General features: G+C 63.7%; 23 protein-coding genes, 1 tRNA gene and 1 pseudogene. 13 read left to right on the top strand and 12 right to left on the bottom strand.

Annotation, left to right across the window (positions count from 1 at the left end; genetic code table 11):
• Positions 1–72 precede the first annotated feature (72 nt).
• Positions 73–525: a hypothetical protein gene (locus LOY69_RS16650; RefSeq protein WP_110596895.1), complete on the bottom strand. Its 453-nt coding sequence runs from the start codon at positions 523–525 to the stop codon at positions 73–75.
• Positions 526–721: 196 nt separating this feature from the next.
• Here LOY69_RS16650 and LOY69_RS16645 point away from each other — a divergent pair, with 196 nt between their 5' ends.
• Positions 722–1,141 (top strand): hypothetical protein, encoded by a 420-nt coding sequence (locus LOY69_RS16645; RefSeq protein ID WP_265073242.1) that lies wholly within the window; start codon positions 722–724, stop codon positions 1,139–1,141.
• Positions 1,142–1,296: 155 nt separating this feature from the next.
• Here LOY69_RS16645 and LOY69_RS16640 read toward each other — a convergent pair whose 3' ends face one another.
• Positions 1,297–2,502 (bottom strand): MFS transporter, encoded by a 1,206-nt coding sequence (locus tag LOY69_RS16640; RefSeq protein WP_265073241.1) that lies wholly within the window; start codon positions 2,500–2,502, stop codon positions 1,297–1,299.
• Between the two features lie 124 nt (positions 2,503–2,626).
• Here LOY69_RS16640 and LOY69_RS16635 point away from each other — a divergent pair, with 124 nt between their 5' ends.
• Positions 2,627–3,535 (top strand): LysR family transcriptional regulator, encoded by a 909-nt coding sequence (locus tag LOY69_RS16635; protein WP_265073240.1) that lies wholly within the window; start codon positions 2,627–2,629, stop codon positions 3,533–3,535.
• Positions 3,536–3,548: 13 nt separating this feature from the next.
• Here LOY69_RS16635 and LOY69_RS16630 read toward each other — a convergent pair.
• Together LOY69_RS16630 and LOY69_RS16625 are read right to left on the bottom strand one after the other, a co-directional pair.
• Positions 3,549–3,623 (bottom strand) — tRNA-Gln (locus tag LOY69_RS16630).
• Between the two features lie 169 nt (positions 3,624–3,792).
• Positions 3,793–4,497 (bottom strand): hypothetical protein, encoded by a 705-nt coding sequence (locus LOY69_RS16625; RefSeq protein WP_265073239.1) that lies wholly within the window; start codon positions 4,495–4,497, stop codon positions 3,793–3,795.
• A gap of 176 nt (positions 4,498–4,673) precedes the next feature.
• Here LOY69_RS16625 and LOY69_RS16620 point away from each other — a divergent pair, with 176 nt between their 5' ends.
• The 6 genes from LOY69_RS16620 (at position 4,674) to LOY69_RS16595 (ending at position 12,607) form a co-directional block, all read left to right on the top strand.
• Positions 4,674–6,269, top strand: coding sequence for an FAD-binding oxidoreductase (locus tag LOY69_RS16620; protein ID WP_265073238.1), 1,596 nt, complete (start codon positions 4,674–4,676; stop codon positions 6,267–6,269).
• A 4-nt stretch (positions 6,270–6,273) separates the two neighbouring features.
• Positions 6,274–7,869, top strand: a complete 1,596-nt coding sequence (locus LOY69_RS16615; protein WP_265073237.1) for a glycerol-3-phosphate dehydrogenase/oxidase — start codon at positions 6,274–6,276, stop codon at positions 7,867–7,869.
• 20 nt (positions 7,870–7,889) lie between these two features.
• Positions 7,890–9,464, top strand: a complete 1,575-nt coding sequence (locus LOY69_RS16610; protein ID WP_110653336.1) for an FGGY-family carbohydrate kinase — start codon at positions 7,890–7,892, stop codon at positions 9,462–9,464.
• Positions 9,465–9,592: 128 nt separating this feature from the next.
• Positions 9,593–10,096 (top strand): hypothetical protein, encoded by a 504-nt coding sequence (locus tag LOY69_RS16605; RefSeq protein WP_110596890.1) that lies wholly within the window; start codon positions 9,593–9,595, stop codon positions 10,094–10,096.
• Positions 10,093–10,326 (top strand): DUF4287 domain-containing protein, encoded by a 234-nt coding sequence (locus LOY69_RS16600; protein ID WP_102879127.1) that lies wholly within the window; start codon positions 10,093–10,095, stop codon positions 10,324–10,326. Before LOY69_RS16605 ends, LOY69_RS16600 begins: the two co-directional genes overlap by 4 nt.
• Positions 10,327–10,480: 154 nt before the next feature.
• Positions 10,481–12,607, top strand: coding sequence for a TonB-dependent receptor family protein (locus LOY69_RS16595; protein WP_265073236.1), 2,127 nt, complete (start codon positions 10,481–10,483; stop codon positions 12,605–12,607).
• Between the two features lie 84 nt (positions 12,608–12,691).
• Here LOY69_RS16595 and LOY69_RS16590 read toward each other — a convergent pair whose 3' ends face one another.
• Positions 12,692–12,841: a hypothetical protein gene (locus tag LOY69_RS16590; RefSeq protein ID WP_015635448.1), complete on the bottom strand. Its 150-nt coding sequence runs from the start codon at positions 12,839–12,841 to the stop codon at positions 12,692–12,694.
• Between the two features lie 147 nt (positions 12,842–12,988).
• Positions 12,989–13,486 (bottom strand): hypothetical protein, encoded by a 498-nt coding sequence (locus LOY69_RS16585; RefSeq protein WP_110596888.1) that lies wholly within the window; start codon positions 13,484–13,486, stop codon positions 12,989–12,991.
• A gap of 218 nt (positions 13,487–13,704) precedes the next feature.
• On the opposite strand from LOY69_RS16585, the pseudogene LOY69_RS30585 reads away from it, so the two are divergent.
• A pseudogene (locus LOY69_RS30585) lies at positions 13,705–14,481 on the top strand (PAS domain-containing protein); the annotation flags it as partial.
• Complete coding sequence (locus tag LOY69_RS30580; protein WP_371826212.1) at positions 14,476–15,018, top strand: methyl-accepting chemotaxis protein; 543 nt, start codon at positions 14,476–14,478, stop codon at positions 15,016–15,018. The pseudogene LOY69_RS30585 and the gene LOY69_RS30580, both read left to right, overlap by 6 nt.
• A 104-nt stretch (positions 15,019–15,122) precedes the next feature.
• On the opposite strand, the gene LOY69_RS16575 is transcribed toward LOY69_RS30580, so the two are convergent.
• Both LOY69_RS16575 and LOY69_RS16570 read right to left on the bottom strand, forming a co-directional pair.
• Positions 15,123–16,835 carry an amidase gene (locus tag LOY69_RS16575; protein ID WP_265073235.1) on the bottom strand — a complete coding sequence of 571 codons (1,713 nt, stop codon included), beginning with the start codon at positions 16,833–16,835 and terminating at the stop codon, positions 15,123–15,125.
• A 146-nt stretch (positions 16,836–16,981) separates the two neighbouring features.
• Complete coding sequence (locus LOY69_RS16570) at positions 16,982–17,572, bottom strand: hypothetical protein (protein ID WP_265073234.1); 591 nt, start codon at positions 17,570–17,572, stop codon at positions 16,982–16,984.
• A 332-nt stretch (positions 17,573–17,904) separates the two neighbouring features.
• On the opposite strand from LOY69_RS16570, the gene LOY69_RS16565 reads away from it, so the two are divergent.
• Positions 17,905–19,479, top strand: a complete 1,575-nt coding sequence (locus LOY69_RS16565) for a sensor domain-containing diguanylate cyclase (RefSeq protein ID WP_110653330.1) — start codon at positions 17,905–17,907, stop codon at positions 19,477–19,479.
• A gap of 84 nt (positions 19,480–19,563) precedes the next feature.
• Positions 19,564–19,929, top strand: coding sequence for a hypothetical protein (locus LOY69_RS16560; protein ID WP_265073233.1), 366 nt, complete (start codon positions 19,564–19,566; stop codon positions 19,927–19,929).
• 202 nt (positions 19,930–20,131) lie between these two features.
• Here LOY69_RS16560 and LOY69_RS16555 read toward each other — a convergent pair whose 3' ends face one another.
• A complete protein-coding gene (locus LOY69_RS16555; protein ID WP_110653347.1) occupies positions 20,132–22,351 on the bottom strand; it encodes an OsmC domain/YcaO domain-containing protein in 2,220 nt (739 codons plus the stop codon).
• A gap of 187 nt (positions 22,352–22,538) precedes the next feature.
• Here LOY69_RS16555 and LOY69_RS16550 point away from each other — a divergent pair, with 187 nt between their 5' ends.
• A complete protein-coding gene (locus tag LOY69_RS16550; RefSeq protein ID WP_265073232.1) occupies positions 22,539–22,928 on the top strand; it encodes a hypothetical protein in 390 nt (129 codons plus the stop codon).
• A gap of 192 nt (positions 22,929–23,120) precedes the next feature.
• Here LOY69_RS16550 and LOY69_RS16545 read toward each other — a convergent pair whose 3' ends face one another.
• The 3 genes from LOY69_RS16545 to LOY69_RS16535 all read right to left on the bottom strand — a co-directional run bounded on the left by LOY69_RS16545 (position 23,121) and on the right by LOY69_RS16535 (position 25,919).
• Positions 23,121–24,119 carry an NADP-dependent oxidoreductase gene (locus LOY69_RS16545; RefSeq protein WP_123390541.1) on the bottom strand — a complete coding sequence of 333 codons (999 nt, stop codon included), beginning with the start codon at positions 24,117–24,119 and terminating at the stop codon, positions 23,121–23,123.
• A 66-nt stretch (positions 24,120–24,185) separates the two neighbouring features.
• Positions 24,186–25,055 carry an alpha/beta fold hydrolase gene (locus tag LOY69_RS16540; protein WP_265073231.1) on the bottom strand — a complete coding sequence of 290 codons (870 nt, stop codon included), beginning with the start codon at positions 25,053–25,055 and terminating at the stop codon, positions 24,186–24,188.
• A 75-nt stretch (positions 25,056–25,130) separates the two neighbouring features.
• Entirely contained in the window at positions 25,131–25,919 is a 789-nt protein-coding gene (locus tag LOY69_RS16535; protein WP_265073230.1) for an SDR family NAD(P)-dependent oxidoreductase, read from the bottom strand.
• Positions 25,920–25,933 lie beyond the last annotated feature (14 nt).

Below are 25,933 nucleotides of genomic sequence, written 5' to 3'. Positions count from 1 at the left end.
GTGCTGCCCAGGGGGCGTATGGCCCTGGGCAGCGACGGCCCCGCCGTGGCGGGGCCGTTTTGCAGCGGGTGGTCAAACCGTGGCGATCATGCAGCCTATGGCGCCGGATTCCTGGTAGATGACCCGGGTGTTGTGGGCGTTGGCGAAGTCCCGCAAGCCACGTTTGGCGACGTCGCTGTACCCCACGGCCACAGCCCAGCGTGCCGCGACGGGGCTGGTGTACTTGGTGAGTTTTTCGATGTCCTTCTGGGTTTCGGCCAGCAGCTTGTTGCCGGCGTTGGTGGCACTTTCCACCTTCAGCTCAATGGCGTAGTTCTCACCGTTTTGCTGGGCCAGCACGTCCAGGCGCAGGCCTGAATTCGGATTGGGATAGGGCACTTCGCGGGCGGCGGCCACATGGGCCGAACGCAGCAGCATCAGAAACTCCACTTGAAACCACACCTCCCAGGCAGCGCCAGTGCTGATGGCGGCTTCGATGCGGGCGTGGTCGCTGAGGATGAGTTGGCTGAGGTCGGTGTTTTTCATCGGGTATTCCTCTTTGTTGGGGGTGCAAAGAGGAACGTGCGGAAGGTGGCGGGTGTGAATCTGCTGGCCAGATCATGGGTGGGGTGGGCTATTCTTCGCGGCCCGCAATGAACAGTGCCGGTCATTACCCCATGGCGCCAAATGAAGGTTCTACCTGCGGATTCCGGCAGTCATCAACGAAGCACACGGGTTGGATATGGACATCGAACGTCTCCTGAAAAAACGTCAGCTCAATGTTCAGGAACAAAACACTCTCAGAGCCTACGAACTGGAATGCACCGCAAGGAGCTGGCGGGACGAGGGTGTGCCCCAGGCCTTGTTGGATTACGCCGAGTCACAGGGAGTCGACTGGTCGGCAACCATCGTCCTCAATTTGGATATCGACTTTCCCGGAATGTCCAGTCTGTTTGGCTTGTTGTTGACCCAGGACGAGCGCTTCATCGATTTTGAAATCGAAACCGACCCCACTCACCGGCAGGTTGAAGCGGTGGAGTGCTGGAATGACATCACCGCCACTCTGAATCATTCGACGTGTAACCGAGGTACAGGCAAGGGCTTTGCGGCCATCGCGCTGCAAGTCCGGCGCGAGTTGCTGGGACAGGTCGATCACGGGTGATTGGCGAGTGGAGGGTTTTCTGCCCCATGATGACTGGCTTTTATGCCTGAGCGAGTACGCCGCCTGCGAGCGGATTTCATTGACGTCCTGGATGAAGTGTCACCCTTGCTGGCCCGTGCCTATGAGCAACTCGGACCCGTACCCGGGATCAAGCCTCAATCCGCCTTCCTGGCTACAGGCTGGCTCAAGTTGGCCGCGCCCAGGCAGTAGAACAGCCCCCCGGCGACTATGAACGCCCCCAGCATGTAGAAGATCCAGTGCGCCGGCTGGCTGGCCAGGACCATGCCGCAGAGTATCGGGCCCAGGGCGCCGCCGAGGCTGGAGAGGTTCTGGGCGCCGTAGTACAGGCCCCGCAACGGCTCAGGGGCAATCAGGTCGATGAACATGTACTCGGCGGGAAACACGATGATTTCCCCCAGGGTGAACACCACCATCGACAGTACCCACAGCGGCAGGCTGGTGGACAGGCCAAACCCGCTGATCCCCAGCAGGAACAGCCCCAGCCCGGTTGCCAGCCAGCGGTTCAGATGGCGCGGGGAAATCCTGCGGCCAATGCTGTACTGCAAGGCGATCACCAGTAGGGCGTTGGTCGCCACCAGGGTGCTGATGATGCGGTAGGTGGCCTCCGGGGACGTGGTGACCACCAGGTACTGCGAGAGGTAGGCCGAGAACTGGCCAAAGACCACGGCGCTGAGCAGGCCGCCGAGGGTGAAGCACACCAGGCGGTAGTCCCGCAGCAGCTGTTTGCCCAGGGTCAGGAAGGAGAGTGGCGTGGCTGTGGCGCCAGCGGCATCCAGCTGTCTGTCGCCCCAGATGTGATGGATTGCCAGGAACCCGGCGCCCAGGGCGGCGGATATCAGGAACGGCAGGCTGATACTCAGGTGCGCCAGCCCGGCGCCGAGAAACGGGCCCACGGCGTAGCCGATATTGGTCAGGGTGTACTTGATCGAAAAGGCTTCGCTGCGTTGCTCCACCGGCAGGCGCTGGGCAAAGCCGGCCTTGATCGCGATGTCGATCACCGCGTAGGCCAGGTTGATCAGCACCAGGCACAGGTAGAACAGCCACAGCTGGCGGGCGGTGAAGGTGCCGACAAAACCCAGGGTGAACAGCGCGCAGCAGCCGAGGATCAGGCGGTGGCTGGGGGTCCTGTCCACCAGGAATCCGCCATACAGGCTCAGCAGCGAACCGAGGATCAGGCTGCTGCCGATCACCAGGCCGATGTCGCTGACCGGCAGGCCGAAAGCACTGTTCAGGTAGATCACCAGATAGGGCAGGGTGATGGCCCGGGCCAGGGTCAGCACCAGGGTGCCGGTGAGCAGCAGGTTGATCGCCTTTGGGTAGCCTTTCAGGGTGCGCAGCATCCGTGCCTCATCGTCTGTAGCAGGGTCTTGGGAGAATGCCAGCCAGCTTACTGGGGAATCTGATTCTGTTTTATGATGATTTTTACCCAATGAATGGAATCAGATTCATGAATGCGAGGCACCGATGTTTTCTTCCGAACGCTTGAAGGGGATCGATGTATTTGTCTGCGTCGCCGACTGCGGCAGCTTCAAGGCCGCCGCCGAGCGCCTCAACCTCACGGCCTCGGCAGTCAGCAAGGCGATTGCCCGGCTGGAAGGGCGGTTGCAGGCGCGGCTGTTCCAGCGCACCACTCGAAGCCTGGCGCTGACCGACGCGGGGACGGCTTTCTACCGCACCTGCAGCGGTGTGCTGGCCGATCTGGAAGAGGCCGAGCTGGCATTGAACGCGGAACACACCGAGCTGCGGGGGCGGGTGCGCATCGATCTGCCCGGGACCTTTGGCCGCTCCCAGGTACTGGCTGCCGTGTTGCGGTTTGCCCGGGAACACCCCGGCTTGCAGCCGCACATCACCTTTTCCGATTCTGGCATCGACCCCCTCGAAGCCGGCGTGGACATTGCTGTGCGCCTCGGTGGTTCTGAGCTGTGGCCGGCGGCACTGGGGCATCGCTGCCTGGGCCGCGAGTGGCACCTGTTCTGCGCCTCTCCCGATTACTTGCGGCGCCATGGCACGCCGCTGACCGACCAGGACCTGGAACGGCACCAGTGCATTGCCTATGGCTGGGTGGACGGCCGGGTCAGCCCCTGGAACTTTGCGACCGGGCGTCCGGGCGAGAGCGAGCGCCGGGTCATGTCCGCCAGTTGCGTGGTGGGGGATGGCGAGGGGCTGTTGATGACCGTGCTGGACGGTTACGGCATCGCGCAGTTGCCGTCGTGGCTGGTCAAGCAGCAGCTGGCGCAAGGCACCCTGGTCGAAGTGCTGCCGCAGTGGGCCAGCGAAGGGCAGGCGATTCATCTGCTGTGGCTGAAAAGCCGGCAGGGGTTGCCCAAGGTCAGTGCATTGCTGGAGGTGCTGGAACGGAGTCTGGGGGGATGAACATGAAGAAAAATGGCAGGGGCGGCTGGATTCGAACCAACGCATGGCAGGATCAAAACCTGCTGCCTTACCGCTTGGCGACGCCCCTGTAGCTGTTGCGACGTTACTTGCTTTGACTGCCGGCCCGGGGAGGGCCGCTGCAAGAACGGGCGCAAATTTATCAATTTCTGCGCGGGCTGTGAAGCCCCAAAAGCAAAAAAATGAGTTTGAAAACAGCTGCTTAGTCTTTTTCAGTGCTCTTTTGCTGTCGGTAGGGCTCAGCTCGTCAGGTAAGCGGCCTGTGAATCCGTCAAGGGTTGGGCCCTGTCCAGGGCGCGGCGGATGGCCCGCAACTCTGCGCCTTCAAGGGCGCGGCGGCCCAATTCATAGTCGTCACCCCCGGGGCCAAGGTGCACCGAAAACAGCCCAAACAGTTGCTCGCCCACGGCTTCGAGGAAGATTTCCATATAGGTTTCGTCGCGGCGGTAGGCGCTGAGGTAGATCAGCCCCTGGACCTCGGCGCGACCACAGTCATGGATGGCATCCCAGGTCAGGCAACTACCCTGTTCGCTCTCGATCAGGGGCATGGACCAGGCGTCCTGTGCCAGCGGTTGGGCGCGCAGGGCCGCCGGCAGTGGCTGGCAGGACAGGACCAGGAAGCGGTACCTCGGCCGGCCATGGTGGATGGCATTGCGTGGTGCCGGCGGCTCGGGCGCCGGGCCGGTGATCCGGACCTGCAGCAGCTGGCTCAGGGCAATTTCCGAAGGCTGTTCGTTCCAGCCATTGAGGTCGGCAACCGGCGGGCACCAGATCAGTTGCAGGGTTTCGCCGATCAAGATGCCGTCCCGGTGCTGGAAGAAGGCCGAGTGTTCCTCGCCCACCACGGGCAGCAAATCGTGCAGGTGCAGGGTCGGCGCGCCGTAGTCGATGCCCAGGTCGGTGGACCAGAACAGCGGGGCGCAGGTTTTCAGGGTTGCCGGCATGGACGCGAGCCTGTGATGGGGAGGGGAGGATTCTTCGGTAACTGGCGCCGGATGTCACCTGTGCCTGACTCAATCGGCTACATCCTCTGGCGCGATGCGACCGTGACAGCGTTCAGCCGCGCACTAGTATAGGGAGCCTGAAGCAAGACCTATAAGAACAGCACAAGGACACACGTATGCGACGCTGGAACGGCTGGGGGGATGCATCCACGGTGGTCGAATTGCCGGCCCAGGGCGCGGGGTTTCTCGCCGAGCGCCTGGGGCCGGGGCGCCGCTTGCCGGAGGCGACTCTGGAGCAGGCGCTGGCCAAGGTGCCGGCCTCACGCCTTGCTGCCCACCCGCTGTATTGCATCGATCCCCAGGAGCGCCTGCTGCATGCCCGCGGCCAGAGCCTGCCGGATTGGCTGGCCCTACGCGAAGGCGAGCTGGGGGTTTATCCGGATGCCGTGGCCTTTCCGGAAACCGCCGAGCAGATCCGCCAGTTGCTGGCCCTGGCCGAGGACCGGGACCTGTGCCTGATTCCCTACGGCGGCGGCACCTCGGTGGCCGGGCACATCAATCCAGGCTGGTCCGAGCGGCCGGTGCTGACGGTGTCCCTGGCGCGCATGAGTCGCCTGTTGGAGCTGGACGAAGACAGCCAGCTGGCGACCTTCGGCCCTGGGGCCAGTGGCCCGCAGGTGGAGAGCCAGCTGCGCGCCCGGGGTTACACCCTGGGGCACTTCCCCCAGTCCTGGGAGCTGTCGACCCTCGGGGGCTGGGTGGCCAGCCGCTCCAGTGGCCAGCAGTCGCTGCGCTATGGGCGCATCGAGCAGCTGTTCGCCGGGGGCACCCTGGAAACCTTTGCCGGGCCGATGCCCATCGCGACCTTTCCGGCGTCTGCGGCCGGGCCGGATCTGCGGGAAGTGGTACTGGGCAGCGAAGGGCGCTTCGGGATCATTTCCGAGGTCAAGGTCAGGGTCAGCCGCTTGCCGGACGACGAGCGCTTCTATGGGGTGTTCCTGCCGGACTGGACCCAGGCGCTGCAAGCGGTGCGCGCCCTGGCCCAGGCCCGGGTGCCGCTGTCGATGCTGCGCCTGTCCAATGCCCTGGAGACCGAAACCCAATTGGCCCTGGCCGGCCATCCCACGCAGATCGCCTGGCTGGAAAAATACCTGGCCCTGCGCGGCGCGGGGCCGGGCAAGTGCCTGCTGACTTTCGGCGTGACCGGCAATCGCCAGCAGAACGCCTTGTCCCTGCGTCACGCCCGGCGCCAGCTCAAGGGGTTTGGCGGGGTCTTTACCGGGACGTTGCTGGGCAAGAAGTGGGCGCAGAACCGTTTTCGCTTTCCCTACCTGCGCGAAAGCCTGTGGAACGCCGGCTACCTGGTGGACACCCTGGAAACCGCCACCGACTGGAGCAACGTTGACCGCCTGTTGCAACGCATCGAGGGCAGCCTGCGTGATGGCCTGGCCGCCGAGGGCGAGCAGGTGCATGTGTTCACCCACCTGTCCCACGTCTATGGCGAAGGGTCGAGCATCTACACCACTTACGTATTCCGCCCCGACGCCCAGTACCCGGCGACCCTGGCGCGCTGGCAGGCCCTCAAGCACGCCGCCAGCCAGACCATCGTCAACCACCACGGCACCATCAGTCATCAGCACGGGGTGGGCAAGGACCATGCGCCGTACCTGCGGCGGGAGAAGGGCGCGCTGGCCATCGACACCCTGCAGGCCTTGAGCCGCCACTTCGATCCCGCCGGGCGCCTCAACCCCGGCACCCTGCTGGAGCAGTGACGCCATGAGCCAGGACTGGAACGGCCAGTGGCGCCAACAGGCGCTGCCCGGGCTGGGGGCGCAACCCTGGGACCTGATCGTGATCGGCGGCGGCATCAGCGGCGCCGGCATCCTGCGGGAAGCGGCGCGGCGCGGCTGGCGTTGCCTGTTGCTGGAGCAGCGGGACTTTGCCTGGGGCACCTCCAGCCGCTCCTCGAAGATGGTCCATGGCGGCTTGCGCTACATCGCCAAGGGCCAGTGGCGCCTGACCCGGGACTCGGTACGCGAGCGCCAGCGCCTGCTGCAGGAAGCCCCCGGGCTGGTGGAGCCCATGAGTTTCCTGATGCCCCATTACCGCGGCAAGTTTCCCGGACCCAAGGTGTTCGGCGGCCTGTTGACCCTGTATGACGCCCTGGCCGGGCGCCGCAACCACTGCTTTCACGATGCCGCGCACCTGCGCTTCCTGGCTCCGGGGGTGAAGGAGCCGGGCCTGCTGGGGGGCACCAGTTTCCTGGATGCCCTGACCGACGATGCGCGCCTGGTGATGCGGGTGCTGGCCGAAGCCCGGGCCGATGGCGCCGTGGCCATCAATGGCCTGCGGGTGACCCGCCTGCTGCGGGAGAACGGGCGGGTCTGCGGGGTGGCGATCGAGGACAGTGAAACGGGTGCAGTGCAAACCCTTGGCTGCGCGGCCCTGGCGGTGGCCACCGGAGCCTGGGCCGAGCGCCTGCGCCCGGCCCAGGCTCCGCGCCAACTGCGCCCCTTGCGCGGCAGTCATTTGCTGTTGCCGGGTTGGCGCCTGCCGGTGGCCCAGGCCTTGAGCTTCATGCATGCCGAGGACGGTCGGCCGGTGTTCGTCTTCCCCTGGGAAGGCGCCACGGTGGTGGGCACTACCGATCTTGATCACCGCGACGATCTGGACCAGAGCGCCAGCATCAGCCAGGAAGAGCTCAAGTACCTGCTGGCCGCCTGCGCCCAGCAGTTTCCCCAGGCTCAGGTCAGCGCCGCCGATGTGCTCTCGACCTGGGCCGGGGTGCGCCCGGTGGTGGCCGGCGCGGGCGGGGAGCAACAGGGCAAGCCGTCCAACGAAACCCGCGAGCATGTGCTGTGGCAGGAGCCGGGCTGCGTGACCCTGGCCGGCGGCAAGCTCACCACCTTCCGGCCCCAGGCCATCGAGGTGCTGCAAGCCTGTGGCGCCATGCTCGGGCGCAACGTGGAGGACGACGGCGAACCGGTGTTCGCCCCCCAGGCGTCGGTGGATATTCCCGGGCTCAGCGCGGCTCAAGTGCGGCGCCTGGCCGGGCGCCATGGCCGCGACTTGCCCCGCGTAGCGCAGCGGGTGGCCGAGCTGGGCGGCGATTGCGTCGGCGCCAGCGACACCCTGTGGGCCGAGCTGGCCTTTGCCGCCGAGGCGGAAATGGTCCTGCACCTGGACGACCTGCTGCTGCGCCGTACCCGGCTCGGTCTGTTGCTGGCCGAAGGCGCGGCGCAGTACTTGCCGGCCATCCGCCGCCTGTGCCAGCCCCGCCTGGGCTGGGACGATGCGCGCTGGCTGGCCGAAGAACAGCGCTATCGCGACCTGTGGCAGCGCCATCACAGCCTGCCCCCCGTCACCGATTGAGCCCCAACCAAGAGAGCCCCATGGACAACCACAACAACAATAAGCAGGACTACCTGCTGGCGATCGACAACGGCACCCAAAGTGTGCGCGCGCTGCTGTTCGACCTGTCGGGCAACTTGCTGGGCAAGGGCAAGGTGGAGCTGGAGGCCTATTTTTCGACCCAGCCCGGCTGGGCCGAACAGCACCCGGACTATTACTGGGCCAAGCTCGGCGAAGCCTGCCAATTGCTCTGGCAGCAGACCGGTATCGACCGTTCGCAGATCCGCGGCGTGTCCCTGACCACCCAGCGCGGCACCCTGATCAATGTCGACGCCCAGGGCAAGGCCCTGCGTCCGGCCATTCTCTGGCTCGACCAGCGCCAGGCCGAGGTCGAAGGCCGCATCAAGGGACCTTGGGGCTGGCTGTTCAAGCTGATCGGCGCCGAGGCCACAGTGGACTATTTTCGGGCCCAGGCCGAAGCCAACTGGGTGGCCCAGCAGCAACCGGAGGTGTGGGCCGCCACTGACAAGTTCCTGCTGCTGTCGGGCTTTCTCACCCATCGCCTGACCGGCAACTTCGTCGACTCCGTCGGCTGTTGCGTGGCGTACCTGCCGTTCGACTACAAGCGCCTGCGCTGGGCCGCCCCCAGCGACTGGAAATGGCAGGCCCTGGCGGTGCGTCAGGAGCAGTTGCCGACCCTGCTCAAACCCGGTGAAACCCTGGGCCGGATCAGCGCCGAAGCGAGCCGCCACACCGGTATTCCCGAGGGCCTGCCGCTGATTGCCGCCGGTGCCGACAAGGCTTGCGAAGTCCTGGGCTCGGGCGTCCAGGATTCCACCACGGCCTGCCTGTCCTACGGCACCACGGCGACCATCACCACCACCCGTTCCCGCTATCTGGAAGTGGTGCCGCTGATCCCGCCGTACCCGGCGGCGGTGCCGAACCACTACAACTGCGAGGTGATGATCTTCCGCGGTTACTGGATGGTCAGTTGGTTCAAGCAACAGTTCGGCCTGCGGGAAGTGCAGCAGGCGGCCGAGCAGGGGCTGGAGGCGGAACAGCTGTTTGATGCCCTGGTCCAGGCGGTGCCGCCCGGGTCCATGGGCCTGACCCTGCAACCCTACTGGTCGCCGGGCATCCGCGAGCCGGGCATGGAAGCCAAGGGCGCGATGATCGGCTTTGGCGACGTGCACACCCGGGCCCATATCTACCGGGCCATCCTTGAAGGCCTGGCTTACGCCTTGCGCCAGGGCATGGAGCGCATGGAGAAACGCTCCAAGCTGAAGATCACTCGCCTGCGGGTGGCCGGTGGTGGCTCCCAGAGCGATGCGGCGATGCAACTGACGGCGGACATCTTCGGCCTGCCGGTAGAGCGCCCCCATGTCTATGAAGCCTCGGGGCTGGGGGCGGTGATCGCCTGTGCGGTGGGCCTGGGCCTGTACCCGGACTTTCCCACGGCCATCAGCGCCATGACCCGGGTCGGCGCGGTATTCGAGCCACAGCCGCAAGCGCAGCAGATGTATCAGCGGCTGTACAGCGAGGTCTACCTGCGCATGTACCGCCAGCTCAAGCCGCTGTATCAGAGCATCCGCGAGATCACCGGGTATCCGGCCTGAGGACACGGCAGGCGCAGGTCGCAGGGGCAAGGATTCCCTGGCGAAAAAAAAGGTCCTGCCGGGCAAGGCTCATCTATCGTCATCAAGGTAGACGGATCTCTCCGAAAACCTGAACCGACGAGCTGAACATGAACCGCCAGGAAGCACTGAACATCCTATGGAAGCGACTGTTCATCATCTTTGTGCTGCTGTTGGCGGCGTCCCTGGGAGCGGTCGCCATGGCCGACGGTTACACCATCCCCTCGGTGGTGTTCATCGTCGGCAATATTGGTGGTTATGTGGGGTTTCACCGGCAACTGTCACACCTTTGCGAGGAGGAGATCATCAGCCTGTGCAGTTCCTGGTTCAATGTGCTGCTGCCGTCGTTCATTGGCGGCATCCTGGCGGGCTTGCTGTACATCCTGTTCATCTCCGGCGTGGTGCAAGGGGAGCTGTTTCCCGAGATCGTCAGGGACAAGAGTTGCAACTACCCCGAGAACAGCTTCTATGTGATTTTCTGCCAGCACGCTGACGGCTACGCCGCCTATGGCAAGTTGCTGTTCTGGTCCTTTGTTGCGGGTTTCAACCAGAACTACGTGGTCGATCTGATCGAAAACATCAAGGGCAGTAAAAAAGCGCAGGGTGAAGCATGAGCGAAGACAACAAGAGCCAAGCCAGCCAGGTCAAAGGCCCGGCGTCGTACTTTCCTTCCATTGAAAAAAACTACGGTCAGCCCATCAGCCACTGGCTGGAGCTGCTTGGCGCCCTCAGCGGCAAGAAGCACATGGAACTGGTGGCCTGGCTCAAGTCCGAACACGGCATGGGCCATGGTCATGCCAATGCCTTGGTGGCGCACTTTCTGGCGGGGGCCAAGAACCCTTAGCGCTGCGTGCTGGACGCTGTGGCTTCGCCAGTGAAGGCGTGACTGCCGACATCCGCTTTCCTGGCGAAAAAAAGCCCAATTCCCCTGTGTTCTCTTGGTTCTTTCCTGCGTCGCAACTTGCATTGCCCCCTTTCTGCCTGTCGGAGTTTTCTCGATGTCTTCGCCAAAATCCTTGCCCACGGCCCTGTTGGGCCTGGCCCTTGCCTGCCCGGCAATCGCCGAGACCCGGAGCGTGGAGCTGGCCCCGGCGCAGGTCCTGGGGCAGGAGCAGGGCGCTGAGGGACAGCGGGTGGAAGAGGCCGAGGCGCGGCTGGCCCAGGTGCCGGGCGCCGGCAATGTGGTGGACATGCGCCGGCCGCTGCAGGGGCGGGTGGCCAGCAACCAGGATGTGCTGGCCTATCAGCCCGGGGTCTACGCCCAGTCCGCCGGGAACGAAGGGGTGAAGATCTCGATCCGTGGTTCGGGCATCAACCGCGCGCCGGGGGCCCATGCCTCGGGGCTGTACACCATGCTCGACGGCTTGCCCCTGACCGGCCCCGGCGGCACCCCCTATGAGTTGCTGGAGCCCCTGTGGGTCGATCACGTAGAGGTGCTGCGCGGCGCCAATGGTTTCGACCGTGGCGCCCTGGCCCTGGGGGGCGCCATCGACTACATCAGCCACACCGGCTACGACGCACCACTGTTGCAGGTGCGCTACGCCACCGGCAGCCACGGTTATCAGCAGCGTCAGCTCAGTTCCGGGCAAGTGCTGGGGAATTTCGACTACTACGTGTCGTTGACCGACGCCAACGCCGACGGCTACCAGGACCACACCCGCAGCCAGAGCAAGGGGGTGATTGGCAACTTCGGCTACCGCTTCAACCCGAACCTGGAGACGCGTTTCTACCTGCGCTACCGCGAGACCGACAACGATCTGGCCGGGCGGGTCAGCAAACGCTCCATCGAGCACGACCCGCGGGCGGCCAACCCGCTGTATGTCAGCCGCGATGACCGGCGCAAGCAACCGGGCAGCACCTTTGTCGGCAACAAGACCACCTACTACATCGACGACGATTCGAGCATCCAGACCGGTCTGGTCTACCACGACTACCCCATGGACCTGCGCGAAGGCCCCAACCGCCTGAAGGTGGCCTACAGCGACGTCAGCGGCACCTTCGACTACAAGCGCCGCGACAGCCTTTGGGGCCGGGAAAGCCGCAGCACCCTGGGCCTGCGGGTCACCAAGCACCTGCCCAATGACGGGGCCAGCGAGTTTGTGCGGATTCCCACAGGCAACACCGCCAGCTATGCGCCAGGCACGCGAATCCGCAACTTCACTTACCAGGGCTCGGATACGGTCCTGCACTTTGGCAATGATCTGGAGATCGCCGATGACCTGTGGCTGACCACGGGGCTGGCGGCCATCTACACCCGGCGCGAAAGCGCGGTGACCTACCCCGAGGGCGGCGGCAAGACCAGCCTCGGCGATTGGGACTACGCGCCGCGATTGGGCCTGCGCTACCAACTGACACCGAATGTGCAGCTGTTTGGCAACCTCAGCCGCTCGGTGGAAGCACCGCACCCTTGGTCGTTGATCTACAGCTCGAACCTGCGCTTCCCGGCTGGCAGCGGCGTTGCCACGGGCGCCCAGCGCGATCCGATCGAGCTGCGCAACCAGACCGCCACCACCCTGGAGCTGGGCGGCCGCGGCGATAGTAGCCTGGGCGAGTGGAGCCTGGCCTGGTACTACGCCCAGGTGCGCCACGAACTGCTCTCGGTGTTGCCGGACCCCAGCGCCACCACGCCCTATGAACTCAACGCCAGCCCCACAGTGCACCAGGGCGTGGAGGCCAGCCTGCTGAGTGAGCTGTGGTCGCAGCCGGGCGTCGGCCGCTTGAGCCTGCGCCAGGCCTACACCTTCAGCGACTTCCACTACCGCGACGATTCGCGCTTTGGCGACAACCGCCTACCGGGCCTGCCGATGCACTATTACCAGGGCGAGCTGCGCTACGACTGGCCCCTGGGTTTCTTCGCCGCCGTCAACACCCAACTGGTGTCCAAGGTGGCGGTGGATTACGCCAACAGTTACTACGCCGATCCTTACGCGCTGTTCGGCGCCACCCTGGGCTACAACGCGCCAAAGAACGACTGGCAGACCTGGGTCGATGTGCGCAACCTGACTGACAAACGCTACGCCGCCACCGTGACTCCGGGCTACGACGACAAGGGGCTGGACGCGGCGCGCTCGACGCCGGGAGAAGGCTTGGGGGTGTACCTGGGCGTGTCCTGGAGCCTGCGCTGACAGCCGGGCGCCCAGAGCAAAAAAGTGCCCGCAGTAGCGGGCACTCTGTTCCTGCCTGGCAGCGTCAGCCCAGGCAGACGCGGCTTACCACTGACCCGAGAAGACGCAGGTCAGGGCTTCGATGGCGCTGAATTTCCACAACGAATCGCCGCAGTCGCTGGCGAAGGCGTGGGCGTTGGAGGCCGTGAGCGCCAGGGCGATGGCCGAGGCGTAGACGATTTTCTTGAGTGACATGGGAAAGCTCCTTGTTATGAATCCGCACGTTCTTGTGAGCGCCATCCTGAAGGGGGTGGTGGTGCGGACTATAAGCTCGCCCTGGGCCAGGGACCATTAGCCCGAGTGTGCTAATGGCCCATTCCCATTATTGCGTCTGGCGCTGACTCAGTTACGAAAATACAGCTCGTCCAGCTGCCGCCGGCGGATCACCAGGTACTCCTCCCAGACCTTGGGAAAGTCCTCGTCCCGGGTGAAGGGAAAGGTCAGGTAGACGGTGCGACCGATGACACTGATGTACTCCCGCACCCGCTTGTACGCCGGTTGCTCCAGCAGCGAAATGTATTCGTCATAGGCGTAGTGGTAGTGGGAAATCGTCACCCGGTGGGGCGCGATCATGCCGCGGGAAAAGTCGATCACCCAACCGTGACTCATACCGTTGCCCAGGTACCCGTAGACCCCGTCCTCGGACAGGCTGATGTGATTTCGTGCCTGCTCGCCATCCTCGTCGTTGACCAGCACGATCTGGGTTTCGAAATAGCGGATGGCCTGTTGCTCGGGGCCGCGCAGGTGCAGGTTCCAGCTGATGGCGCCCATGCGGAATTCACCTTGTTCGGCAAATTCGGCAATCCAGCCGTTGGCGAGGGTAATGCGGTGTGTGGTCATGGTGAGTAGTCCGGCTCGGGCGGTGCATGGGGGAAGGGCGCTAGTGGCGTGGCGCGGGGATTGTAACCACCAGGCTGGGGGCATGGCTTTATATCAGGGGAGAAAATGGAGCGCTGCAAACAATGCTTCTATAGTGTTTTTGCAGCATAAAAAAAGCTGAAAACAAACCCCCAACGGTTGCCGATAGCAAAGAGTCTCTCCTTTAGCAGGATGCGCCCATGTTCAATACTCGTTTGAAAATGCAGTTGCAGTCTCTTCAGTCGGAGCTTTCAGTGGCTCGACAGTTGCTCAACGGGATTGAGACTTGCCTTGTGCGTGCGGTCCTTGACGCCAACTACAACGTTATAGATGCCAATGAAGGCTTTCTGAACATGTTGGGGTGTGGCGCCAACCAAGTGCTGAACAAACCGCTCGACAATTTCATTCCGCAGTATGTGCGGCAGATGGATTGTTATCGTCGTTTGCTCGACAGCGTGAACAACCACGACGCGGTTATCGATACTTACCGTTTTCAGCGTCCCGATGGCGGACTGTCGTGGTTTCGTGGCCTCTGGCAACCGATTGTCAATCAACAGGGGCAATTGGAAAGTATCCATGCCTTTGGTTCGAACATCACCGAGACCGTTGACACTTCGGCGGAGAATTCGGCGTTCATTCAAGCGCTGCTGCGCTCCACCGCGGTGATCGAGTTCGATCTTCAAGGCCATATCCTGCAAGCAAACGAGCAGTTTCTGCGCTCAATGGGCTATGAACTTGGGCAAATCAAAGGCAAGCACCACAGCATGTTCTGTGACCCAGCCGATGCCGCGTCCAGTCATTACAAGGAGTTCTGGGCGACCCTCAATCGCGGTGAATTCGTGGCTGACCGTTTCAAGCGCGTCGATGCCCACGGTCGAGTCGTTTGGCTGGAAGCGACCTACAACCCGGTGCACAACGCACAGGGCGTCCTTTACAAGGTGGTCAAGTTCGCCACGGTCATTACCGAGCAAGTGGCTCGCGAGCAGCAGGTGAACGAGGCGGCGACCATCGCGTTCGAGATCTCCCAACAAACCGACATCAGCGCCCGCCGAGGCGCCGACGTGGTGCAGAACACCGTGCAAACGATGCGCATGATCTCGGATGAAATGCAGGCGGCATCCGCCGGGATTGAAGCCTTGGGCAAGCAATCACTGCTGATCAGCTCGATTGTCCAGACCATTGGCGGCATTGCCCAACAGACCAACTTGCTCGCGCTCAACGCAGCAATCGAGGCGGCGCGGGCCGGTGAGCAGGGCCGGGGGTTTGCCGTGGTCGCCGATGAAGTGAGGCAGTTGGCGGGGCGCACCAGTGCCGCTACCGAAGAAATCGTCAGCGTTGTACAGCAGAACCAGAGTCTGGCGGATGCAGCCGTAAGCGGCATGGCCAACAGTCGCGGGCAGGCTGAAGAAGGCCTGGCACTTGCCAACGAGGCCGGCTCGGTGATTCTCGAAATCCAGGAGGGTGCGCGCCAGGTTGTGGGGGCCGTGGGGCGTTTCGCCAATCAGCTGAAATAGCCTGCGCAGCATACCGTCGCGCGCCCCTGGCGGTGCATCGCTGTGGTGCGTTGTCAGGCTGGTAAAGGCCCGGGGCGCCTCATGGGCGCCCCGGGCCTTTGCGCTTAGCGAGCGGGTGACAAGGCCGGCGTGCGTGGTGGAATCAGGCGCTTGCTGCCGGTGGATTCGAAGGCCGACGCCAGGCGCAGCAGGCTCGAATCGTCATAGGCGCGGCCGGCGAAGGTCAGGCCGACCGGCATGCCGATGTCTGCCATCACGCCCATCGGCACGGTCACCGTGGGCACGCCCAGGTGGCGGATCGCAAGGTTGCCGTTGGCCACCCACACGCCGTTGCTCCAGGCAATGTCCGCCGACTCGGGGTTGATGTCGGCATCGGCCGGGCCAACGTCGGCCACGGTGGGGAACAGCACGGCGTCCAGCCCCAGGCGATCCATCCACTCTTCCAGGTCGATGCGCCGGGTCTGCTCCAGGCCGCGCAGGCCGTCGGCCAGGGAGGCGATCTGGTCCCAGGTCTTGAGCCCGCGCTTGGCCATGGTTACGTACTGGTCCATGCCGGCGGCCAGGTCGTCTTCGCGGTTGGGCAGGGTGCCGGGGTCGTGGGGGAAGATCTGCGGCCCGTCGACATCCGCCAGGCGGTTGAGCTTGGGATCGTCGTTGGCCCGCAGGAAGTCGTCGAAGGCCCAGCCCGAGAGTTCCCACAGTTCGTCATGCAGGAACTCCTTGCTGACCAAACCGCGGTTGTACACCGTCGGAGCCCCGGGGCGGTCGCCTTCGCAGTTGGACACCAGCGGGAAATCCACTTCCAGGACTTCGGCGCCGGCGGCTTCCAGGGCGCGACGCGCCTGTTCCCAGAGGCTGATCACCGACGGCCGGGTGTGGATGCGCTGGCCGGTGGGGCCGCCGATGCCGGGCTTGTCGCTGGTGCCGGCTTCCGGGTCAGCGTTGATGTACATGCGTGGTACGCCAAAGCGCTTGCCCTTGAGCGCCGCGGCATCGGCCGCCAGTTGCGGGTAGGACGCAGGGCGCACCGAGCTCACGCTGGGAATCGGCACCCAGGGTTGCAGGCGCCACAGGTCGCCGCGGGTGTCCGGGTCTTCGGCCACCACCACATCCAGCACTTGCAGCAGGTCGGCCATGGTCCGGGCGAAGGGCACCACCACGTCCATGGTCGGGGTCAGCGGCCAGTTGCCGCGCACCGAAATCACCCCACGCGATGGTGTGTAGGCGCACAGGCCATTGTTGGAGGCCGGGCCACGCCCGCTGGACCAGGTTTCCTCGGCCAGGCCGAAGGCGGCGAAGCTGGCGGCGGTGGCCGTGCCGGCGCCATTGGAGGAGCCCGAGGCAAAGGGCGCGGTCAGGTAAGCGGCGTTGTAGGGGCTTTCCGCGCGGCCATACACCCCGCGCTGCATGCCGCCGTTGGCCATGGGCGGCATATTGGTCTTGCCCAGGCAGATGGCCCCGGCGCCCCGCAGGCGCTCGATGGTGAAGGCATCGCGGTAGGCCACCAGCTCGGCGAAGGCCGGGCTGCCCGATGCAGCCGTCAGGCCCTTGACCAGGTAGCTGTCCTTGGCGGTGTAGGGAATGCCATCCAGCGGGCCCAGGGTCTGGCCGTTGGCGCGACGCTCATCGGACGCTTCGGCCTCCTTCAGGGCCTCGGGGTTGCGCACCACCACGGCGTTGAGGGCGGTGGCGGTATCGGGGCCATCGTAGGCGTCGATCCGCGCCAGATAAGCCTGGACCAGTTCCACGGCAGTGGTCCGGCCCGATTCCAGGGCGGCGCGCAGTTCGGCAATGGAAACTTCGGTGACTTCGATCATGGGGCTACCGCCGTTGGCTGGTGGGTGATGAGGTAAAGAGGGCGCAACGGAGCGCGGGTGTTCGGGTAATGGCTGTGCATGGTGATTCTCGTGGTACGGCTGGGCACGACAAGGGGTGCAAGGGAAACTGTGGGCCTTTTTAGCATCTAGTGCGGGGTAGAGGAACCGTTGAACTCGCCCAGGTAGTCCAGTGTCGGCGTGCTTTGCGGCGGGCGCTGATTGGGCCCGGAGGCAACCGATCGCTGGTCGCCATCAATCGACTCGCTGCCGACGATGATGAAGTGGCTGTAATGCGCCTTGATCCGCGAGCGCAGCCGCTGTTGCTCGGCATCACTGCGGATCAGCGAGTCCAGGTATTGCGGGCAGTCGTCTTTGCCGATCAGCTCGACGAAATCGGCGTCCATGTAGTAGCCCAATTCCTGCCTGAGGCGCCAGCTGGGATTGCGCGCTTCCCAGGCGCTGAATTCGGCGTCGCTGGCATCCGCCGCAGGTTCGGGCTCCCACTGTTCGAAGGCGAACCGTTCAGCCTCGGCCTGGCTGGGGAAGTGGGCGGCGAACAGGTGAAAGGCGAAGTAGGCCTCGGCGGCTTCGAGCAGGGCCAGGTTGGCGGACTCGGCCTGTTCCTGGGGCTGGGCCGGATCGAGCGTTGCATCCTCTTCATGGGGCGCCTGGAGTGTGTCAGTGGCCGACGGTGCTGGATTTTCGAGAGGGTCGAACAAGGTGCTGAAGACGCTCATGGACGGTCCTTGCGATCAGTGATGCGGGCGGTTGGGGGGCAACCCTGGCCTGGGGTGGCGCATTGTGCCGGGTTGGGGCGGGTCTGAACACCACGGGCCGTGCGCCACTGGACGCCTGGTCATTTTATCGATTGCCAATCGGAGCAACCCGGGTAGACTGCGCGGCTCTAACACCTGACGCCTTTATAGCCAAACAGTGCAGGCGTTTCGACGATGTTCGACGGATGATTATCCATGTGACTAGGGCGCACGGACGTGAATGATCCATAGCCGGCAGGCAGTTGGCGCAACATCGAAATCCACTGTCTGCTTGCTCATCCGGACTTTTTTACATGCCTACCCGGCCCAAGCCCAAGCTTAATCTTCGTGTGCTGATTCTGGTCTTCGTACTGTTTGCAGCATTAGCCACCCTGGCCAACAGCTTCTGGGTCATGTTCAAGATCCAGAAGCAGGAACTCATCGAAAACGCCCTGCAAGTCAACCAGGCCTATGCCGCTCGGATCGCCTCCGGTGTGGAGCAGGTGCTCAGTTCCGATCAGGAACGCTTGAAGTATGCCGCCGCTGTCCTGGGCGGGGACTTTGACGACTCGCAACGACTGGCCGGCGAAGCCCGGCGCTTGCTGGGGCAGGACAACAGCTTCAACTCGGTACTGATCACCAACGCGACCGGCACCATCATCGCCTCAATGCCCGAGCACCTGAATCTCAATGGCCAGTCCCTGCAAGACCAGACACCGCTCAGGCTGCGTCAACCGATCATCAGCAAGGCCTTCAAGTCCATTGCCGGCAATCTGCTGGTTTTTGTATCCCAGCCGGTGTTTGACGGCAAAGGGCGGTACTTGGGGCTGGTCGGCGGCAGCATCCGGCTTGAACAGAAGAACGCCCTTCAAGATTTGATGGACCGGCAGGTACGTGAGGATGGCGCCCATGTCTATCTGGTGGACAGTAATCGGCGGGTTCTCTATCACCCCTATCCCGAGCAAATCGGCCAGATCGTTGCCGAGGACCCGATCGTCGATGCGGCCTTGAGCCAGGGCGGAGGTTCATTGCAGGCGCTGGATGCCCAGGGCGTGGAAATGCTCGCGGGTTTCACCCATGTGCCCAGCAGCGGTTGGGGGGTGATCGCCCAGCAGCCCCTCGGCAACATCCAGGCCACGCTGCAGGTAACCATGTCCAAAGTCGCCAAGGGCATACTGCCGCTGGCGCTATTCGGCCTGGTGCTGATCTGGTGGTTGGGGACGAGGATTTCGGCGCCGCTGTCGCGGCTGGCCGAGAGTGCCAAGCGCCTGGACAGCCCTGAGAGCTATGAGCGCATCAGCGCGATCCCGGCGCAGTATTCTGAAAGTTGGCAGATTCGTCGGGCGCTGCTGCTGGGCACCAGCCTGCTCCAGGAAAAGATCGGCCGGCTCAACCAGCAGGCGCAAAGTGACGCGCTGACCGGGCTGGCCAACCGGCGGGCGATGCAGGACACCCTGGCGCACTGGCAACAGGCCAATCAGCCGTTCGCCATTGTTTCCATGGACATCGATCACTTCAAACGGGTGAACGACACCTTCGGCCATGGCGTGGGGGATGAAACCCTGAGAGCGATTGCCGACCTGATGAAGCAAAACTCGCGCACTGACGACCTGCCGTGCCGGGTGGGCGGCGAGGAGTTTGTCCTGCTCTTGCCGAACAGTTCGCTACGGGCTGCAACCGATGTCGCAGAGCGCCTGCGAGCCTCGATCGCCGCGGCGCAGATCGATACCGTCGGGCACATTACGGTTTCGTTGGGCGTCAGCGTGTGGCAGCCGGGAAGTGGTTCGATCACCGCTGCGTTGGAAAAGGCCGACCAGTTGTTGTATCAGGCCAAGCAGAAGGGACGTAATTGCGTGGTAGCCGAACAGCGCTCGCTAGCCGTCAGTTGAACACGGCGGCTGCCGTCGGCTTGCTTGCACAGCGGCCAGTACCGGAGAATCCACCCGGTCCGATACCCAGCAGAGGCAAGCCGCATGCATTACCCGAAACAACTCAGCCCGGAGTTTTCCGGGGCGTTGCGCACCTTCAGTTTCTGGGTCGCCAACGGCACCCTCGGCTACCCGCTGCTGGAAGGCGTCGACTATCGCAGTTGCCTGAGCGAAGAGCCGAGCATGCTGGAGATGGCCTACGCGATTTTTGCCAATGTGCTGGAGCTGGACGAAGAGGGCGTACCGGTGAATGCCAAGTACGCCGAGTACCGTGCCGCTCAATACATTCGCCAGTATTGCGATCCGGGATACAGCGCATCGCCGGCGTTCGAGGACTGGGAGCAGGAGCTGTATGGCCCGCCCGAGCGAGAAGACCGCAAGCCCTGGCCGCCGGGGATGCGCAATGGCTAACGGGTCGCTGTCGGAGCGAGCAAACGCGCTCCTCAGGTATCTGCTTGTGTGATCAGCCAGGGGGCGTCTGGCTAGTTGTGGGAGCGAGCAGGCTGGCGATGGCCGTCAACGAAAACGCCGCGCTCACTGGGTGAACGCGGCGTTTTTGAGTGCTTCGCGAGCAAGCTCGCTCCTACGGGTACAGGCAGAGGCGGGCGCTGTGTCAGCGGTTGGCTGCGCTCCACTTGGCCCGTGCCGCGTGCAGCTTCTTGTAGCTGTCGATCAGCCGCAGGTGACGGTCCAGGCCTTCGAGCTGCAGGTTGGTCGGGGTCAGGCCGTAGAAGCGCACGCTACCGTCCACCGAGCCGATCACCGCGTCCATCCGTTCGTTGCCGAACATGCGGCGCAGATTGGCTTCGTAGTCGCCCAGCTCCAGTTCGTCGTCCAGCTCCACTTCCAGCACCGCGTTCAAGGCCTGATAGAACAGCCCGCGCTCGACGGTGTTGTCGTTGTATTGCAGGAACATCTCCACCAACTCCTTGGCCGGGTCGAACTGCCCCAGGGCCACGTGGAGCAGCAGCTTGAGTTCGAGGATGGTCAACTGGCCCCAGGCCGTGTTGTCGTCGAACTCGATGCCGATCAGGGTGGTGATGTCGGTGTAGTCGTCCAGCTCGCTTTCTTCCAGGCGCTCCAGCAGTGAGCGCAAACCGTCTTCGTCCAGGCTGTGCAGGTTGAGGATGTCTTCACGGAAGAACAGCGCCTTGTTGGTGTTGTCCCAGATCAGGTCGTCCACCGGGTAGATTTCCGAATAGTCCGGCACCAGGATGCGGCAGGCGGTGGCCCCCAGGTGCTGGTACACCGCCATGTAGACTTCCTTGCCCAGGCCTTCGAGGATGCCGAACAGGGTCGCGGCTTCCTCGGCGCTGGCTTTTTCCCTTTCACTGAAGCCGCTCTGGCTGGTGAAGTCCCACTCGACGAATTCGAAGTCCGCCTTGGCACTGAAGAAACGCCACGACACCACGCCGCTGGAATCGATGAAGTGCTCGACGAAGTTGTTCGGCTCCATCAGCGCCTGGCTTTCAAAGGTCGGCTGCGGCAGGTCGTTCAAGCCTTCGAAGCTGCGGCCCTGGAGCAGTTCGGTGAGGCTGCGCTCCAGCGCCACCTCGAAGCTCGGGTGAGCACCGAACGAAGCAAACACGCCGCCGGTGCGCGGGTTCATCAGGGTCACGCACATCACCGGGAATTCACCGCCCAGGGACGCGTCCTTGACCAGCACCGGGAAGCCTTGCTCTTCCAGGCCCTGGATGCCCGCCAGAATGCTCGGGTACTTGGCCAGCACTTCCTGGGGCACGTCCGGCAGGGCCAGCTCGCCTTCGAGGATCTGGCGCTTGACCGCCCGCTCGAAGATCTCCGACAGGCACTGCACCTGGGCTTCGGCCAGGGTGTTGCCGGCGCTCATGCCGTTGCTCAGGTACAGGTTCTCGATCAGGTTGGAGGGGAAGTACACCACCTCGCCGTCGGACTGGCGCACGTAGGGCAGGCAGCAGATGCCGCGCTCGATATTGCCCGAGTTGGTGTCGTACAGGTGGGAGCCGCGCAGCTCGCCATCCGGGTTGTAGATGGCCAGGCAGTGCGCGTCGAGGATCTCCTTGGGCAGCTCATCCTTGCGCCCCGGCTGGAACCAGCGCTCGTCCGGGTAGTGCACGAATTCGGCGTTGGCGATTTCCTCGCCCCAGAACTGGTCGTTGTAGAAGAAGTTGCAGTTCAGGCGCTCGATGAACTCGCCCAGGGCCGAGGCCAGGGCACTTTCCTTGGTCGCGCCCTTGCCGTTGGTGAAGCACATCGGCGACTGCGCATCGCGGATATGCAGCGACCAGACGTTGGGCACGATATTGCGCCACGAAGCGATTTCGATCTTCATCCCCAGACCCGCGAGAATCCCGGACATGTTGGCGATGGTCTGCTCCAGGGGCAGGTCCTTGCCGGCAATGTAGGTGCCTGCGCTGGCGCCCGATTGCGGCATCAACAGCGCCTGGGCATCGGCGTCGAGGTTTTCCACTTCCTCGATGATGAACTCGGGGCCGGTCTGCACCACCTTCTTCACGGTGCAACGGTCGATGGAGCGCAGGATGCCCTGGCGGTCCTTGTCGGAGATGTCCGCCGGCAGTTCGACCTGGATCTTGAAGATCTGGTTGTAGCGGTTTTCCGGATCGACAATGTTGTTCTGCGACAGGCGGATATTGTCGGTGGGGATGTTGCGGGTCTGGCAGTACAGCTTGACGAAGTACGCCGCGCACAGTGCCGAAGAAGCCAGGAAATAGTCGAACGGACCCGGCGCCGAACCATCGCCCTTGTAGCGGATCGGTTGGTCGGCCACCACCGTGAAGTCGTCGAACTTGGCTTCAAGTCGAAGGTTGTCGAGAAAGTTGACCTTGATTTCCATGGGGGGCACCGGCATCACAAAGCAAAAAATGGCGGGCATTATCCGGGTTTTTGCGCGGCAGTGGGGCGGTTTTTGGGCCGGCGCGTACCCACGGGCGCCAAGCGGTGGCCTTGATCCGATGAACAGGGCGTTTGGCGGATGTTAATCTGCGCCTCCCGGACAAACGGTGGGCCAGTGGATGCAGAGGATGTTGAGTGAAGCCGAGCTTTACAAGGTGCTGGAAGCGATCGAAAGCGACGCCTGCCATGACCTGAATCGTCTGTATGACGGGATGCAGATAGACCGGTGTGCTCTTTTCAATCAAGTCGCCATGGCGGTGGCCCGGCTCTTTATCGAGGGGCGGCGCGACTTTCATTACGGTGATGCGGTCATGAATACCTTGTTCAGTGACATGGTTGATCTGTCCTTGAACGCTGACATGCCCGAGCCGGCCTTTTCCATCTACCTCGCGTTTGATGCCGGAGAGTATCGTCACCCGGGGGATGGGCAGGATGAGTTGCCTTGGGAAAAGTGGACGCGGCCGGCGCTTGAACGGATTCTGCGCGAAGCCGATGAGGGGGCGTCGGCCGAGGTTTAGCCGGCCTGGGTTGTCGCCAGAAAAGCCGACGGACCTACGGCTCCAGCATCAAGCGGCGCCAAAGGATCTGTGGCGGCGCAACAGCATCCGCCGGCACTTGCGGTGCAGGTTTGTCCGGCGCCTGCGCTGGCGTTGCCTCGTCGGGTTCAGGGGCTGTCGTCGATTCAGTCGGGTCATCGGTAGGCGCTGTGGTCATTTGATCTTGATCACCACCTTGCCCTTGGCTCGTCCCTGCTCGACGTACTGCAAGGCCTCTGCCGTCGATTCGAAACTGAAGCTGCGGTCAACCACGGGCTTGATGATGCCGGCCTCGATCAGCGCGGTGATCTGTTGCAGCTGGGCGCCATCGGCCCGCATGAACACAAAGGCGTAGCGGACATCCCGCTGGCGCGCCTTGCGCCGGATACCGAAGCTCAAGAGGCGCATGACCTGCTGCAACGGCCAGGCCAGCCCTTGCTCCTGGGCGAACTGCACCGTGGGTGGCCCGGAGATGGAAATCAGCTGGCCACCGGGCTTGAGCACCTGGAGTGATTTCTTCAGCACGTCGTCGCCGAGGCTGTTGAGCACCACGTCGTAGCCGTGCAGGACGTCTTCGAAGTGCTGCTGCGTGTAGTCGATCACCTGATCGGCCCCCAGCGCTTTGACCCATTGGACATTCCCCGTGCTGGTGGTGGTCGCGACAAAGGCGCCAAGGTGCTTGGCAAGTTGGATGGCCAGGGTGCCGACGCCGCCTGAGCCTGCATGGATCAGCACTTTCTGGCCTTTTTTCAGTTGCGCGGTTTCCACCAGCACTTGCCAGGCAGTCAGGGCCACCAGGGGAATGGACGCGGCTTGCGCCATGTCGATGTTGGCCGGCTTGAGAGCGACCGCGTCCTGATGCACGGCGATCCATTGGGCAAAGGTGCCGATCCGCGTTTGCGGCGGGCGAGCATAAACGGCATCGCCGGGTTTGAAACGCCGCACTTGCGGGCCGACTTCGACCACGACCCCTGCCAGGTCATTGCCCAATATCAGCGGCAATTTATAAGGCAGGATCAGCTTGAATTCGCCCTGGCGGATTTTCGAATCCAGCAGGTTGACGCTGCTGGCATGAACCTCGATCAATACATCGTGGGGCCCCACCTCGGGCGTGGGGACTTCGCTCAGGCGTCCGCTGTTCTTGCCGTAGCGATCAATTGAAAATGCCTTCATGGGGGTGCGGCTCTATTGGGTTGGCGTCAGTAGGGGGTGTTCTGTTGCGGTTGCGGCCAGGTGCTGTCAGTCATCAAGGAACGTCAATGCCCGGGTCACGAAGTCCGTGTGGTGCTGGAAAATACTGCCGTGGCCGGCGTCCTCATACAGCACAAGCTGCGCATGGGGGATGCGCTCAGCCAGGGCGCGCGAGTTGACGCTGGGCACCATGAGGTCGTTGTCGCCGTTGACCACCAGCGTCGGCGTTTTCAGGTGTTGCAGATCGTGCGGCGTCTGTTTGCCCCATGCCGTGATGGCCTGCAACTGCCGCAGGAAAGCCCTCGGCGTCGGGCCCTTGTCGCGATTTTTTCGGCGTGCTTTGAGCCGTTGCAGATACGCCGAGGCGGCTCGGCGACCATTGTCCGTCGACGTGAAGAACAGGTAGACCTTGGGATCGCGCAAGGTCAGCAAGCCTTTGAGCATCAAGGGCCAGGTCACCGAGCCGACCTTGTCGATACCGCTGCCGCCGGCCGGTCCGGTGCCGGTGAGAATCAAGCGGCGCACCAATTCGGGGGCCTTGAGGGCGATGTCCTGAGCAACGAAGCCGCCGAGTGAAAAGCCCAGTACATCGACGCTCTTGAACCCCAGGGCCTGGATCAACTCAATGGCGTCTTGCGCCATTTCGCCGATCGTCCGGGGGGCGACGCCACCCGAGCCGCCGATGCCGCGATAGTCGGTGGTGATGACTCGTCGGGTCTGTGCCAGCCCATCGATGATGGCCGGGTCGAAGTTGTCCAGCACCGCGCCCCAATGGTTGAACAGCACCAGGGGCACGCCGCCCGCGGGACCGGTATCGCGATAGGCGAAGGGAATGCCCCTGACCGTGATCGACTGGTTCGCCGCGTTGATGAACGACGTCTGCAAAGCCGGGGGGAGAGTTGTCTGTGTTGGGTTCATTACTACTCCGAACAGCGGACCGGATTCGTCGCAGTACCTGCCGCGAATCCGCCGCGAAAGCTCGCTACCTGAAGATCACTGTTGGGACTGGTAACGCTGGGCAACCTCGGACTGGCGGACCTGCCCGAGCAGGGCTTGACGCGCGTTCTGCAGGTCATCCCAGCGCTCAGCCTGTTGCAGCGGCGGGATGGTCACCGCTTCGCGCCGATCAAAGCCGACCAGTGCGGCGTCCACCAGATCGCCCACTTCCATGATTTCGTCCAGGGTGTTGATGTCGATGCCGGAGCGGTCCCAGATTTCCGTGCGGGTGGCCGCCGGTAGCACGGCTTGCACGTACACGCCCAGGGGCGACAGCTCCAGGCTCAGGCCCTGGGACAGGAACAACACGAAGGCCTTGGTGGCGCCATAGACCGACATGCCGAACTCCGGTGCCAGGCTCACCACCGAACCGATGTTGATGATCGCGCCGGCGCCTGCTTCGGCCAGACGCGGGGCGATGGCCCTGGACAGGCGTACCAGCGCCGTGGTGTTGAGGGCCACCAGTTGCGCCATGTGATCAGCGTTTTGCTCGGTGAAGCGGCCGGACAGCGCGGCGCCGGCGTTGTTGACCAGGATGTCGATCTGGGCGTCGTCGCGCAGGCGGGCTTCCACCGCCGTCAGATCGCCGGGCTGGGTCAGGTCCGCGACCATGACATCAATGGCGACCTGGTGTTCGTCTCGTAGCTTGGCGGCCAGTGCGTCCAGGCGCGCCTGATCGCGGGCGACCAGCACCAGGTCGTGGCCGCGTTGTGCAAAGCGCTCGGCGTAGGTGGCGCCAATGCCGCTGGAGGCGCCGGTGATGAGAACGGTAGGGCGAGTGTTCATGGGGGGATCTCTCT

Origin of the sequence: Pseudomonas sp. B21-059, assembly GCF_026016285.1 — a bacterium.
GTDB classification, from domain to species: Bacteria; Pseudomonadota; Gammaproteobacteria; order Pseudomonadales; family Pseudomonadaceae; genus Aquipseudomonas; species Aquipseudomonas danubii.
This window is presented reverse-complemented; position numbering and strand designations above follow the sequence as displayed.

Coding starts and splice junctions, on each gene's coding strand:
- LOY69_RS16650 (WP_110596895.1), bottom strand. CDS start 525: ATGAAAAACACCGACCTCAGCCAACTCATCCTCAGCGACCACGCCCGC.
- LOY69_RS16645 (WP_265073242.1), top strand. CDS start 722: ATGGACATCGAACGTCTCCTGAAAAAACGTCAGCTCAATGTTCAGGAA.
- LOY69_RS16640 (WP_265073241.1), bottom strand. CDS start 2,502: ATGCTGCGCACCCTGAAAGGCTACCCAAAGGCGATCAACCTGCTGCTC.
- LOY69_RS16635 (WP_265073240.1), top strand. CDS start 2,627: ATGTTTTCTTCCGAACGCTTGAAGGGGATCGATGTATTTGTCTGCGTC.
- LOY69_RS16625 (WP_265073239.1), bottom strand. CDS start 4,497: ATGCCGGCAACCCTGAAAACCTGCGCCCCGCTGTTCTGGTCCACCGAC.
- LOY69_RS16620 (WP_265073238.1), top strand. CDS start 4,674: ATGCGACGCTGGAACGGCTGGGGGGATGCATCCACGGTGGTCGAATTG.
- LOY69_RS16615 (WP_265073237.1), top strand. CDS start 6,274: ATGAGCCAGGACTGGAACGGCCAGTGGCGCCAACAGGCGCTGCCCGGG.
- LOY69_RS16610 (WP_110653336.1), top strand. CDS start 7,890: ATGGACAACCACAACAACAATAAGCAGGACTACCTGCTGGCGATCGAC.
- LOY69_RS16605 (WP_110596890.1), top strand. CDS start 9,593: ATGAACCGCCAGGAAGCACTGAACATCCTATGGAAGCGACTGTTCATC.
- LOY69_RS16600 (WP_102879127.1), top strand. CDS start 10,093: ATGAGCGAAGACAACAAGAGCCAAGCCAGCCAGGTCAAAGGCCCGGCG.
- LOY69_RS16595 (WP_265073236.1), top strand. CDS start 10,481: ATGTCTTCGCCAAAATCCTTGCCCACGGCCCTGTTGGGCCTGGCCCTT.
- LOY69_RS16590 (WP_015635448.1), bottom strand. CDS start 12,841: ATGTCACTCAAGAAAATCGTCTACGCCTCGGCCATCGCCCTGGCGCTC.
- LOY69_RS16585 (WP_110596888.1), bottom strand. CDS start 13,486: ATGACCACACACCGCATTACCCTCGCCAACGGCTGGATTGCCGAATTT.
- LOY69_RS16575 (WP_265073235.1), bottom strand. CDS start 16,835: ATGATCGAAGTCACCGAAGTTTCCATTGCCGAACTGCGCGCCGCCCTG.
- LOY69_RS16570 (WP_265073234.1), bottom strand. CDS start 17,572: ATGAGCGTCTTCAGCACCTTGTTCGACCCTCTCGAAAATCCAGCACCG.
- LOY69_RS16565 (WP_110653330.1), top strand. CDS start 17,905: ATGCCTACCCGGCCCAAGCCCAAGCTTAATCTTCGTGTGCTGATTCTG.
- LOY69_RS16560 (WP_265073233.1), top strand. CDS start 19,564: ATGCATTACCCGAAACAACTCAGCCCGGAGTTTTCCGGGGCGTTGCGC.
- LOY69_RS16555 (WP_110653347.1), bottom strand. CDS start 22,351: ATGGAAATCAAGGTCAACTTTCTCGACAACCTTCGACTTGAAGCCAAG.
- LOY69_RS16550 (WP_265073232.1), top strand. CDS start 22,539: ATGTTGAGTGAAGCCGAGCTTTACAAGGTGCTGGAAGCGATCGAAAGC.
- LOY69_RS16545 (WP_123390541.1), bottom strand. CDS start 24,119: ATGAAGGCATTTTCAATTGATCGCTACGGCAAGAACAGCGGACGCCTG.
- LOY69_RS16540 (WP_265073231.1), bottom strand. CDS start 25,055: ATGAACCCAACACAGACAACTCTCCCCCCGGCTTTGCAGACGTCGTTC.
- LOY69_RS16535 (WP_265073230.1), bottom strand. CDS start 25,919: ATGAACACTCGCCCTACCGTTCTCATCACCGGCGCCTCCAGCGGCATT.